Source organism: Paenibacillus monticola, assembly GCF_009664975.1.
Taxonomy (GTDB): Bacteria; Bacillota; Bacilli; order Paenibacillales; family Paenibacillaceae; genus Paenibacillus_AQ; species Paenibacillus_AQ monticola.
On sequence record NZ_WJXB01000008.1, the window covers coordinates 72234 to 85495 of the forward strand.

General features: G+C 46.9%; 11 protein-coding genes and 1 riboswitch. Of the genes, 7 read left to right on the plus strand and 4 right to left on the minus strand.

Annotated elements, in window-relative coordinates; all coding sequences use genetic code 11:
- The first annotated feature begins 180 nt into the window (after positions 1-180).
- Positions 181-280, plus strand: a riboswitch (purine riboswitch).
- Between the two features lie 69 nt (positions 281-349).
- The 6 genes from GJB61_RS20195 to GJB61_RS20220 all read left to right on the plus strand — a co-directional run bounded on the left by GJB61_RS20195 (position 350) and on the right by GJB61_RS20220 (position 6428).
- Positions 350-1783 (plus strand): NAD(P)/FAD-dependent oxidoreductase, encoded by a 1434-nt coding sequence (locus GJB61_RS20195; protein WP_154120946.1) that lies wholly within the window; start codon positions 350-352, stop codon positions 1781-1783.
- Positions 1784-1857: 74 nt separating this feature from the next.
- Positions 1858-2001, plus strand: coding sequence for a hypothetical protein (locus GJB61_RS20200; RefSeq protein ID WP_154120837.1), 144 nt, complete (start codon positions 1858-1860; stop codon positions 1999-2001).
- Between the two features lie 135 nt (positions 2002-2136).
- Positions 2137-2349, plus strand: coding sequence for a PDC sensor domain-containing protein (locus GJB61_RS20205; RefSeq protein WP_229522106.1), 213 nt, complete (start codon positions 2137-2139; stop codon positions 2347-2349).
- Positions 2350-2643: 294 nt separating this feature from the next.
- On the plus strand, positions 2644-4305 hold the full coding sequence (locus tag GJB61_RS20210) for a sensor histidine kinase (protein ID WP_154120839.1): 1662 nt from the start codon (positions 2644-2646) through the stop codon (positions 4303-4305).
- Complete coding sequence (locus GJB61_RS20215) at positions 4302-5030, plus strand: LytR/AlgR family response regulator transcription factor (protein ID WP_154120840.1); 729 nt, start codon at positions 4302-4304, stop codon at positions 5028-5030. The genes GJB61_RS20210 and GJB61_RS20215 overlap by 4 nt, the downstream gene beginning before the upstream one ends.
- 123 nt (positions 5031-5153) lie before the next feature.
- Positions 5154-6428, plus strand: a complete 1275-nt coding sequence (locus GJB61_RS20220; RefSeq protein ID WP_229522108.1) for an L-lactate MFS transporter — start codon at positions 5154-5156, stop codon at positions 6426-6428.
- Positions 6429-6536: 108 nt separating this feature from the next.
- On the opposite strand, the gene GJB61_RS20225 is transcribed toward GJB61_RS20220, so the two are convergent.
- The 3 genes from GJB61_RS20225 to GJB61_RS20235 all read right to left on the minus strand — a co-directional run bounded on the left by GJB61_RS20225 (position 6537) and on the right by GJB61_RS20235 (position 8809).
- Positions 6537-7514, minus strand: a complete 978-nt coding sequence (locus GJB61_RS20225) for an aldo/keto reductase (RefSeq protein ID WP_154120841.1) — start codon at positions 7512-7514, stop codon at positions 6537-6539.
- A 93-nt stretch (positions 7515-7607) separates the two neighbouring features.
- Positions 7608-8054 carry a MerR family transcriptional regulator gene (locus GJB61_RS20230; protein WP_154120842.1) on the minus strand — a complete coding sequence of 149 codons (447 nt, stop codon included), beginning with the start codon at positions 8052-8054 and terminating at the stop codon, positions 7608-7610.
- 26 nt (positions 8055-8080) lie between these two features.
- Entirely contained in the window at positions 8081-8809 is a 729-nt protein-coding gene (locus GJB61_RS20235; RefSeq protein WP_154120843.1) for an SDR family oxidoreductase, read from the minus strand.
- Positions 8810-9043: 234 nt separating this feature from the next.
- Between GJB61_RS20235 and GJB61_RS20240 the strand changes: the two genes are divergently transcribed.
- A complete protein-coding gene (locus GJB61_RS20240; protein WP_229522131.1) occupies positions 9044-11764 on the plus strand; it encodes a YDG domain-containing protein in 2721 nt (906 codons plus the stop codon).
- A 170-nt stretch (positions 11765-11934) separates the two neighbouring features.
- Here GJB61_RS20240 and odhB read toward each other — a convergent pair whose 3' ends face one another.
- Entirely contained in the window at positions 11935-13233 is a 1299-nt protein-coding gene (gene odhB, locus GJB61_RS20245) for a 2-oxoglutarate dehydrogenase complex dihydrolipoyllysine-residue succinyltransferase (protein WP_338115981.1), read from the minus strand.
- Positions 13234-13262: the final 29 nt, after the last annotated feature.

Sequence of the window (13262 nt, forward strand, 5' to 3'; positions counted from 1 at the left end):
TATATATTCGACAAAATCCCATTAGTTCCTTCCAAGGGATGTAATAATGACAATGTTCGGATTTCACCTATCCTATTAGATGATTTATAGTGTATTTCATGAATATGTAATATAAAGACGAATTATTAAGGGAGTATTAACTTGACACATTCGTTTATTTTCTATAAAATTTCAATTGGCTCATAAAATAAATATGCTGTTCGTATATCCTCAATGATAAGGTTTGGGGGTTTCTACAGGGAACCGTAAATTCCTGGCTACGAATAGGGTGCTTTTTGCATACCTATGAAATAGTCGGGTTTTTTGTTGTTCTATAATAGGAAGCTTTCAGAACTTTTAGGAGGATATGATGAGTAAATATGATGTGATAGTAGTTGGTGCAGGTCCGGCTGGAATTTTTGCTTGCTATGAGCTGACGCGTAAGGCGCCACATTTAAAGGTGCTGCTTGTAGACAAGGGTCATGATATCTATCGCCGCAATTGTCCTATTCTGGAGGAGAAAATCAAACTGTGTCCACCCGCCTCAGGCCGCAAGGAATTTGCTGGCTGTATGCCAGCCTGCTCTATCACTGCCGGCTTTGGGGGAGCAGGAGCTTACAGTGACGGCAAGTTTAATATCACAACCGAGTTCGGTGGCTGGATGACGGATTATTTACCTCCATCCAAGGTGCTGGAGCTGATCCGTTATGTTGACGATGTGAACCTGGAGCATGGAGCTACATTGAATATTACTGACCCTACCACTGAAAGTATCCGTAGTATTGAGCAGCGCGGTTATGCTGCCGGATTGAAGCTGCTGCGGGCGCAGGTACGTCATCTGGGTACAGAACAGAATCTGGAGATTCTTAAATCTATATATGAGTATTTGAAGACACGTATTGAGATGGTGTTTAAGACAGAGGTCCAAGACATTAATACCGTCAAGGAACAAGGGGCACAACGCATTACGGGTATAACGTTCAAGAATGGTGATATCCATGAAGCCGCGCTCGTGATGATTGCACCGGGCCGCGACGGTTCAGCTTGGCTGACTGAGATCCTGAAAAAACGTAGGCTCAAAATGTACAATAACCAGGTGGATGTTGGTGTGCGTGTGGAAACCTCAGATGTGGTTATGCGTGAGATCAATGAGCATCTGTATGAAGGCAAGTTCATCTTCAATACTTCTGTGGGCACCCGTGTGCGGACCTTTTGCAGCAATCCTTCCGGACATGTTGTTGTGGAGAACCATAGTGGAGTCATGGCGGCGAATGGACACTCTTTTAAAGACCCAGCACTCGGTTCTAAGAATACTAACTTTGCCTTGCTGGTCTCGCATACCTTTACAGAGCCTTTTGATAAACCGAATGAGTACGCTCGGGAGATCTGCAAAAGAGCAAATGATTTGTCAAACGGCGGGGTAATTGTGCAAAAGTACGGTGACATTCTGCGCGGACGGCGCTCGACAGAAACACGGATCAGTGAAGGGTTTCTGGAGCCAACGTTGAAAGAGGCCGTTCCGGGCGACCTTGGGCTGGTGTTGCCGTACAATACCATGAAGAGTTTGATTGAGATGGTAGAGGCCCTGGAAAAAGTAACACCAGGTATCGCCTCTGAACACACTTTGTTCTATGGAGTAGAAGCCAAATTTTATTCGGCCCGGCCGAAACTAACAGAGAAATTCGAGACGGAAATTGCTGGTTTGTACTGCGGCGGTGATGGAGCAGGAATTACTCGTGGTCTGGCGCAGGCCGGAGCCGCCGGAGTATGGATTGCCCGGGCGATGATGGAGCGGATGGAATAGAAAGTATTTCATTTCACAAACTCTGCTGATATAATGTTAGGATATATAACATCAGCAGAGTGGAGTGGGTGTGAATGATACGGAATCGCCGAAGCCTAGGTTTGTTAGTCGTTCTATTACTGCTTATAGGTCTGTACAGTGTGTGGATTGAGATGTTCTGGGTACATAAGCTTGTATTCGTGTCCTTTATGGTCTTGCTGGGACTGATTTCGTGGTGACAACGGATTGACTGCATGGAGCACTTGAGGAGATCAGCCGACATACTGAGGAATTGCAGCAGATGGAAGATTATTCACATGCATATGAGATAGACCTGCGGAGACGCAGCTACGAAGCTAAGACGAATATAGAGGGTGCTTTTGAGACTATTTTACTCTGAACCTGCGGCAGGTCTGCTGAACGCCAAACGGCGGGAATGGTGGAGTGGAGCGATGGATGAAGGCGAATTTGTCTCGAAGCCATATGTTTCAGCCATTACGAAGCGCTCTTGCATTACCCTGTTGCGGGCGATCAGGAATCGCCAGGGAGAGATCGTGGGTGTGGTTGGCATAGATATAGCGGTGTAAGACTAGTCTCACCATTCTTTCATAAAGTATCGTTTCTCGCGGAAGCGGCGGCCGTCCCTGAAAGGACATGCTAGCCGTTTCTATTGCGTGTGCAGAGATCAGCGCTCGTTACCCCTTATTAGGAAAACATGGACTACACTAACCAAACGGGCAGTTTCCATTCGTTCAAATCCTCCCCGCATAATAAGAATATATGTTCTTTCTGTAACAGAAACCCAGAGATTGGGGAACATAGACAACAACAGAAACGATCCTTATAATGAACCGATAGATTGTCCTTTGGAGGCCGTGACCATGCAATATACGTTTACGATTCTGCTGCAGCTGTTTGAAAGAGCTGCCTTGTTATTGATGTGTCTATTTGTACTGACGCGTCTGCCGCGATTTAAGGAGATTTTTCAAAAAGGGGCTTACACTCCTCAGGAGCTTGTCATAGGTTCGGTAATTTTCAGCGCCTTCGCCATCTTCGGGACGTATAGCGGAATTAATGTCGAGGGCTCGCTCGTTAATGTGCGGATCATCGCCATTATGGCCGGGGGGATACTGTTCGGTCCATGGGTAGGACTTATAACGGGTATCATTTCAGGGCTGCACCGTTTTCTAATTGATATCGGAGGGGTCACCTCTGTGCCCTGTCTGATCACGAGTATTACAGCTGGTGTAGTATCGGGTATGATTTACCGGCGCGTCTCTAGTGAACGCCGCTGGATCGCGGGTATTCTGGCTGGGATGGGCTGTGAGGCGTTAACGATGGTGCTAATTTTGGTTATGGCTAATCCTACGTCACTGGGCGTGGATATCGTATCCAAGATTGCTTTTCCGATGATTATCAGCCAGCTTAGTGTTGGCATGATCGTGATGCTCGTGCAGAGTGTGGAGGGGGAGAAAGAGCGGATAGCCGCTAAACAATCCAAGCTGGCGCTCGATATTGCCAACAAGACACTGCCCTATTTTCGCACCATCAATCCACAGTCACTGCGCACCATTTGCCAGATTATTAAAGAAGACATTGGAGCGGACGCGGTGGCGATTACGGATACGCGCTTGATTCTTGCTTATATCGGTGTTGGAGAGGAGTATTATGCCACGGCCAACGAGATTATTAGTGAAGAAACGAAGGAGACGTTGACCAGTGGCGAGATCACGATCCGCAACGACGATACGGATTATCTTCATTCACAGATTAAGTCACTAATCATTATCCCCCTAAAGGAGAAGGGAGAAGTGACGGGAGCGCTGAAGATTTATTACACCAAAGCTCACAAAATCACCTATTCACTTCAAGCCATGGCGGTTGGATTGTCGCAGATTATCTCTACATTGATGGAAGTATCACGGGTGGAGGGCATTAAGGAAATGGCTAACAAGGCGGAGCTGAAGGCACTGCAGACGAGCATTAATCCACACTTTCTGTTCAATGCACTGAATGCGATTATCTCCTTCATCCGGATTGACCCCGATAAAGCACGAGAGCTGATTGTGAATTTATCAGGGTATATGAGATACAATCTGGAGCTGACGGACGAATTCATTGATATTAAGCGGGAGCTGCAACAGGTTCGGCAATATGTGGAGATTGAAAAAGCACGTTTCGGTGACCGTCTTACAGTGCTGTACGAGATCGACGAGGTGCAGGTGCGTATTCCCAGCCTGATCATTCAGCCGCTTGTAGAGAATGCGATTATCCATGGAATCCTCAAGGAGAAGGGAACGGGGAACGTGACAATCTCGGTAAAAGATCAAGGCGATACCGTACGGGTCGGCATTAAGGATACCGGAGCCGGCATTAGTCAGGAGACTATAGAGAAGGTCTACAGCGGCAATATGCCGGAGAATAAGATAGGACTGTTTAATGTACACCAGCGGGTGAAGCTGATCTATGGAAAAGGACTTACGATCCACAGGTTAGATAAAGGGACGGACATCTATTTCGATGTTAAAAAGGAGAGCCGATGAGAGCGATAATCGTAGAGGATGAAGTGTTGGCCCGGCAGGAGCTGGCCTTTCTGATAGAGGCGCATAGCGGCATTGAGATTGCCGCCCAGTTTGAGGACGGGCTGGACGCGCTTAAATATCTGCAGACAGAAGAGGTGGATGTGCTTTTTCTGGATATCAATATTCCCTCGATCGACGGTGTGCTGCTGGCCCAGAATATTAGCAAGTTCGCGGTGAAGCCCTATATCGTGTTCATCACCGCGTACAAGGAGCATGCTGCAGAGGCTTTCGAGATTGAAGCCTTTGACTATATTCTTAAGCCCTATAGTGAGCTGCGGATCAAAGCGATGCTGCACAAGCTGGAGGGAGCGTATGCGGCCCGCAACCAACATACGGAAGAAGGACATATTCCGATCAGCGACAAGGTGAACCTGTGGAAGGACGAAAAGATTATTGTCGTCGATGCCGATCAAATTTATTACGCTTCAGCTCAGGAGAAGACCACGAGCGTGATCACCAAAGGTGAAGAGTATAGTATGGCACTTAGCATCAGCGACTTTCATAGCCGGCTGCCACAGGATCGTTTCTTCCGCTGCCACCGTTCCTACATCGTCAATCTGTCCAAGATTAAAGAGATCATTCCCTGGTTCAACAATACCTATCTGCTGCGGCTGCATGATTTGGACTTTGAAGTGCCGGTCAGCCGCAGCCGGGTCAAGGAATTCAGGCAGATTATGCGTCTCTAGGAGCAGTTCATGCTGCATTTCCGTCATCTCATTCCAGATTTCTCTCAAAACTGCTGCGTTTCGCTAGAATAAAGTTATAAAAGAAATGCTAGCAGCAAACGGATGAGAAAGAGGGAATGGATCATGAGTACGGCAATGGCTACGGCAATGACTAGGGATACTAAAATCCCGAAACGCTGGCTTATAGTGCTGGGTACAGTAATTATGCAAATGGGGCTAGGTACAATCTACACATGGAGCCTGTTTAATGCCCATCTTGTAACCAAATTCGGGTGGGAGCTTAGCTCTGTTTCTATAATTTTTTCCATCACTAGCTTTGCGTTAGCCTTTGCTACCTTGTTCGCAGGTAAACTGCAGGATCGGTTTGGCCTCCGCAGACTGACCGCTGTTGCAGGGATTATGCTTGGACTTGGTTTAATACTCAGTTCTCAGGCTAGCTCCCTTCCGATGTTCTACCTGTTGGCGGGCGTAGTTGTAGGGTTTGCAGACGGTACTGCTTACATTACTTCGCTATCAAATCTCATTAAATGGTTTCCGAAGCATAAAGGGTTAATCTCCGGTGTATCCGTCGGCGCTTATGGAACAGGAAGCCTGATCTTTAAATATATTAACGGCGGCCTGATCGAGTCGGTGGGTGTGTCGAGTACATTCCTGTATTGGGGAATGATCGTTATGGTGATGATTGTCATTGGTTCGCTGCTGGTCAGAGAAGCTCCGATACCGGCAGCACAAGTTACTTCGGCGGTTGCTGCATCCGGCGTACCGACTGTGCAAAAGGACTATACGGTCAAGGAAATGCTGCGTACGAAGGAAGCTTATCTACTGTTCGTTATTTTCTTCACTGCTTGTATGAGCGGCTTGTACTTGATCGGGATCGTCAAGGATATCGGCGTGAAACTGGCCGGGCTGGATGTACAGACGGCAGCAAATGCAGTAGCCATGATCGCCATTTTCAATACGGCTGGACGTCTGATTCTTGGAGCGTTATCGGATAAAATGAGCCGCTTGAAGCTAGTTGGTGCTTCGCTTGCCGTCACGGCTATAGCGATGCTGACACTGAGCTTCGCAACCTTGAGTTATGGCCTCTTCTTCGCTTGTGTAGCTGCAATTGCTTTCTGCTTCGGGGGTAACATCACGGTGTTTCCGGCGATTGTCAGTGACTATTTCGGCCTAAAGAATCATAACAAGAACTATGGTATTGTGTATCAGGGTTTTGGAATTGGAGCCTTATCCGGTTCGTTCATCGCCGCTTTCTTGGGAGGATTCAAGCCTACCTTTATCGTCATTGGCTGCTTATGCCTGCTGGCTTGCCTGATCGCGGTTTCCCTCAAAGCACCAATGCACAAGCAGAAGGAAGAAAAGGGAGTCAGCCTGAAGCCTTATGGGCAGACGGCTTAACCATATAGATAGATGTTGGCTGATTGATGAAATAGAGAGAACACAGCAAAAAGGGACATCCTAAAGGCCATGTTAATGGCTAAAGGATGTCCCTTTTGGTGTTCGCTTTTACCAGGCATAAGCCTCAGGTGCTGGCTTGCCGGGTCCCGGGAAAATATTGCTTAGCTCAACCATAGTAGCCTCGGCTAAGACGATCTCAACAGCTCTTAGTGAATTTACAAGTTGTTCCTGGGTTCTTGGACCGATGATCGGCGCAGTCATCGCCGGGTTCGCCAGCAACCAGGCCAAGGCCACATTGGATTGGGTTTCTCCTAGATCGGAACAAAGAGCGGCGAAACGCTCCAATTGTGGTCGTCTAGCTTCGATCGCATTGGTTTCTTGAGCAGATCGGGAGCCTTTTTGCGGATTAAGCGCGTTCTCCCCTAGTAAGCCGCCTGCAAGCGGGCTCCAGGCTACAACCCCAATTCCGTGATGTTTGGCCGCCGGCAATACTTCAAGCTCCGGTTCGCGGCATAACAAGCTGTATTTATGTTGTTCGGAGACCAGTCCGAGAAGATTCCGCGCTTTCGCTTCGGCTTGTGCCAGTGTAAGGTGCCAACCGGCAAAGTTACTGGAGCCGATATAATCGACAGTTCCTTTTTGCACAAAGGATTGGAAGACTTCCCATAACTCATCCCAGCTCACGCTTAGATCCACATGATGCATTTGGTAGAGCTCGATATGATCGGTCTTCAATCTTCGCAAGGAACCTTCGAGATGTCGCCGGATCTTATAGGCAGAGAGTCCACTCTCCGAATTGGGTCCATCGTTAGGGTCTTGCATATCGCCATATACTTTGGTGGCAAGAACGACACGTTCGCGTCTATTACCGCCTTTGGCGAACCATTTCCCAATAATTTCTTCGGTATGCCCACGCTTCTCGCCACCGTAGCCGTTCGCTGTATCAAAAAAATTCACACCCGCATCCAGTGCAGCATCCATGATCCGAAAGGCTTCTTTTTCATCTGTGCTTTGACCAAAATTCATTGTTCCCAAGCAAAGCTGACTTACTTTCAAGCCTGTACGTCCCAAGTTAACATATTTCATTGTATGCCGCCTCTAATTCGAATTTTCCAATAATTTAGATAATAACCATTTTCTTGATGCACATCTTAATAAATTACCCTTGAATGATGGATCTTAATCAGTGGAAAAACCCGAAAGAGGAGCACCTTGGGTTAAGTGCTTTTCTGGGTCGCTCAAATCGGGATCTTCAGTAAGCACGCGAAAGTTCTTTAGCTTATATTCAATGATCCTCTGGGTTTCCTGTAATTTAGCGATTTCACGCCCAATGTGGTCATGATGCGCTTCGAGTAGGGAGTATCTTTGGGGTAGAGCAGTCATGCCTTGCTCAGAAAGCTTAAGGTAACGTTTCATTTCCTCTATAGTCATGCCTGTTGCCTTTAACCGCAGGATGAAAAGAATGCCTTGGATCTGGTGTCTAGTATAATGCCTGTGCCCATTTGCTTTTCGTTCAGCATAAGGCAGGAGTCCGACCCGTTCATAATAACGAATGGTATCTTCCGATAACCCCGTTAGTTCTGCGGCCTGTTTAATAGAGGTTATGATCTCCGGAATTTCCTGCATGATATCGTCCTCCTTAGGTGTAGCTGTTACCAAGGCACTTCGCCATTCTCATCAAAAAATCCTCCTGTCGGTCCATCTTCCTCTAATGTGGCGAGGCGAATGACAATTCCCGCCGCTTGCTGAACTGAGCGGAGGCCTCTAAACCCATTTAAGCCGGTGGCTGTATAGCCGGGATCTGCAGCATTGATTTTGAGTGGCGAATCTTTGAATTCTTTGGCAAATATAATCGTTGCCGCGTTCAATGCTGTTTTGGAGCTGTTATAGGCGAGTAAGTTAAAGCGGGAAAATTCGTGTTCAGGGTCACTATTATAGGTTAATGAGCCAAGACCGCTCGATAGATTGACGATTCTAGCAGCTGGAGATTGCTGGAGCAGGGGCAGCATGGCTTGAATAACAGCAATCGTGCCGAAAAAGTTCGTCTCATATGTCTCCCTCAGATCAGAAAGCTTAAACTGGCTGGGGGTAATGCCAGCGCCAAGTGATATTCCGGCATTGTTCACTAGTATGTCCAGACTGGAGAACTGCTGTTCAATTTGTTTGGCGGCAGCTTCAATAGTAGCTTGGTCTGCCAGGTCGAGCTGAATAAAGTGGGCATTGACGCCTTCTTTTTTTAATGCCGCTATAGCCTTCTGGCCTTTTTCCTCATTTCGCGATCCAATCAAGATTATATATCCTAAAGCCCCAAGCTGCCGCGCGGTCTCGTAACCAATCCCTTTATTTGCACCTGTAATCAATACTGTTTTGGCTGATTTCATTGTTGTTACTCCTCTTCATGATTTCTAATATGGGGGAAACCTGCATTGAATTTACTACTTGGAGTGTACTCAAAGTCAAGCAATGAAATTTAGGACTTTCAAATCTTTATTTCAAAAAACTAAACTTTAGTTAGATTCAATTTGAAATAAAGTATTATATAGTTATGAGATGGAAGTAGTTAACAATAGTTAACAGTACCTATAAAATAGACATTAGGAGGAATGAATTTGAAGATGAATTCTTTCAAGAAATATGTAGCCACTCTATTAACAGTAATTATGATATTTTCCTCGTTTGGTGTAGCTTTTGGTGCCACGGTATCGACAACGTCCGATATAAAAGGGCACTGGGCAGAAGGAGAAATGTCTGCATGGATCGACAAAGGATTCATTCAAGGCTACGAGGATGGCAGCTTTAGACCCAATAACACCATTACTAGAGCGGAATTTATTGCTTTGATTAACCGCTCCTTTGGATTTACCGAAATCGGGACGATTTCATACACGGATATCTCTTCTTCGAATTGGGCTTATGCTGAAGTTGCCAAAGCTGAAAAAGCAGGCTATATAAATGGCTATGCAGATGGAACATTTGGGGCAAACAAGCAGATTAGCAGACAAGAAGTCGCAGTAATCATTGGTCGATTATTGGGCGTGGCTCCATCAGGGAACACAACAGTTTCTTTTACAGATTCGGGCTCCATTGCCTCATGGGCTAGAGGTTCGGTTGATTCAGCTCTAGCTAAGGGGATTATGAAGGGCTACGCAGAAGACAATAGCTTCAAGCCTAACAAATCTATTACTCGAGCTGAAGCGATAGTTTCATTAAGCCGAGCTATTCCAGCTACATCGAACAATTTTAACAACGCCGGAACCTATGGTCCTACAACAGGTACAGAAACGATCAAAGGTGATGTTGTGATTAACACAGCAGGAGTGATTTTGCAGAACTTGATTATAGAAGGGGATATACTATTTGCTACTGGAATTGGCAGTGGGGACGCAACTCTTAATAATGTAACGGTAAAGGGAGTAACGAAGGTTGAAGCTGGAGGAGAGAATTCAATCCATTTCAACAATACGACTTTAACTATTCTTAGGGTCGACAAGGAAAATGAAGCTATCGTTCGTATCGTATTAGAAGGTTCCACAACACTTAGCGAGATTAGCGTCCATTCACCAGCTATCATCCAAAGAAAAGAAGCTACAGGAGTAGGGATAAGTCAGATCACACTGGCTGAAGATTTATCTGCTGGCTCAAAGGTTACTTTAATTGGGTTCTTTGATCAGGTAAACATTAAAGCGGATCATATTCAGGTTGATATCCTTGAAGGCAGTATTAAAGCATTTCATGTGGAGTCCACGGCAACGGGACTAACGCTCAATTTAGGGGCTGAGGCAAAGATTGTCAACCTTGTTTTGGATGCTGTAGCTAAGCTGACAGGAACAGGTACTATTGAAACAGCAATATTAAGCTCTGTCGCTAAAGCGGGAACCACTTTTGAGATCCCTCCCTTAAAACTACTGGATAAAGTAGAAGGTACAGCTGTTCCTGCTTCAAGTTCTCCACCAACGCCAACGCCAACGCCAGTGCCAGTGCCAACCTCAGATCCAATACCTACTGACGGAGGTAATAATGATACAACAGCTCCTATATTATCAAGTGTAACGGGGGGTCCAATAACCGTTGGAGATAATGTCTATGGTACAAGTAGTGAAGGTGGATATTTGTATGTTGTTCCTTCCACAACAATGAATACGATGACAAACTTAAATGATTCTGTTAATGCTTCATTAAGCAAAAAGATAGCAGTAACAGCAGCGGTATACTCAGCTATTAATACGACAGGAATGCCAGCAGGCACTTATGTTGTGTATGCAGTAGATTCCTCCAATAATATTTCAGCAGCTTCAGCAGATATAGAAGTCAATGGATTACAGTTAACCACTGATGTTCCAAGCTCGCTGACAATAACCAAAATGTATGATGGAACTACAGCAGCAAATGTAACTGCGAATGCATTAATTGGAGTTGTTAGTGGAGATGTAGTAACCGTAACTGCAGTGGCCTCCTACAATAATGCAGCACTTGGCACAGGGAAAACAATAACAGTGGTCTATACACTTAGCGGAGCAGATGCAGCAAGCTATAAAGCCCCAACAAACTATACAATAAATACGGGAGTCATTACGGTAGCACAATCAACTATTGGAGATCCTGTATTAACACTTGCAAAGATGAAGGATGGAACTACAACAGCAGCCGTAACAGCAGGTCTATTAAGTGGAGTTGTTAGCGGGGAAGATGTCACAGTGAGTGCAGTGGCAAATTATGATACAGCGGTAATAGGTACAAATAAAACAATAACAGTAGTTTATACACTGAGTGGAGCAGATGCAGCAAATTATATTGCACCAGTAAACTACACAGTAACAACGGGTGAAATTGATAGAGACCAGATAACCAGATCCAAAGTGTATGACGGAACAGACATTGCAGCTGTGACATTAGGCGAAGTATCTGGAATCATCGATGGAGATGACGTAACCGTAAATATTACAGCACATTATAATGATATAGAAGTAGGAACAAACAAGACGATTACCATAGAGTACACACTATCAGGAGTGGATGCAGGAAATTATAATGCACCCATTAGCTATACAGTAAGTACTGGTATGATAACAGCATTACAGTTAAAAATTACCCCTCCGGTATTAACACTCTCTAAAAGATATGATGGATCTTTAGCAGCAGTTGTGACAGCAGGTTCATTGGTTGGAGTGGTTCAGGGGGATGATGTAACAGTAAGCGCAATGGCAACCTATAATGATGCAACCATAGGCACAAACAAAATGATAACTGTGGTATACACCCTATCAGGAGCAGATGCAGCAAATTATGTGGCACCAGCAAGCTATACGGTAACAACGGGTGAAATTACAGCACCCTAATAGTTATGAATGAAGGTTATGTATTGACTAAAGTAAGCCCCGACACAGTGGGAATTGTGTCGGGGCTATTTCTATTTATTCGTCTGGAGAATAAATAGAAAAGTGAAAAGGAGACCGGTTAGGGTCTCCTGGGATAAAGCTGATTTTTATTATTTATGTCTGCGGCTACTTTAGCCTTCCAGCAGCAGCGCTTCCGGATCTTCCAGCAGTTCCTTCACTTTGACGAGGAAGCTTACCGCTTCGGAGCCGTCAACGATCCGGTGATCGTAGGAAAGGGCAATATACATCATCGGGCGGTTGGCCATTCTCTCTTCATCGAGAGCAATTGGACGTAGCTGAATCTTATGCATACCCAGAATGCCGACCTGCGGTGTATTTAGGATGGGTGTCGATAAAAGAGAACCGAAGACACCACCGTTCGTGATCGTGAACGTGCCGCCTTGGATTTCAGGGAGGCTGAGCGTATTGGCCCGGGCCTTGGTGGCGAGTTCGCCGATCCGCCGTTCGATTTGTGGGAAGCTCAGCCGGTCTGCGTCACGCACGACAGGTACAACCAAGCCTTCTTTGGCAGCTACGGCAATGCCGATATCATAGTATTTCTTGATCACGAGATCCTCGCCATCGATCTCGGCATTGAGCATCGGATAAGCTTTGAGTGCGCCGATTACTGCCTTGGTGAAAAAGGACATGAAGCCCAGTCCGACTTCATGCTTCTCTTTGAAAGCATCCTTGCGGCGCTTGCGGATGTCGAGGATGGCGGTCATATCCACCTCGTTGAAGGTGGTCAGCATGGCCGCGGTCTGCTGCGCTTCCACCAGACGGCTGGCGATCGTCAGCCGTCTACGTGACATGCGCTTGCGCTCGACGGCCTTGCCGTCTTCCGGCTGCGGCGCTTTGCCCGCAGGCGCAGCGGGCTTCACAGCCTCCGGCTTGCCTTGCGGCGCCGGAGGGGTTGGCGCAGCGGCCACCGGCCCGGCTGCGCCATGTCCATTCACATCGGCCTGAGCAATCCGGCCAATAGGATCACGGGCGCTAACCTCGCCGAGGTCGATGCCGCGCTCCCGTGCAAGCTTCCGTGCGCCCGGCGAGGCCACAGGAGCGTCCGCTCCCGCGCCTTCGGGCGCAGCAGCGGCAACAGCGGAGCTAACGATCTCCGCTGCACCACTGCTAACAGGTGCCGCTTCAGGCTTACTGCCCTCAGCGGCCTGCGGTGCACTGTTGCTGCCCGCGCCAGTGCCACTGCCGATAATGCCGATCGCTTCGCCGACGGCTACGTTCTCGCCAGCTTGCCGCAGGATGGAGGTGAGGATGCCCTCCTCCTCTGCACTAATCTCTAGATTGACCTTGTCGGTTTCAAGCTCCGCGAGTACATCCCCTTGTCCGACGGTATCGCCTTCTTTAACCAACCATTTGTAGATTGTTCCTTCGGAAATGGACTCACCCAGATCGGGTACTTTAATTTCTGACACAGGCCGTTACCTCCCCAAATAGAATAGTT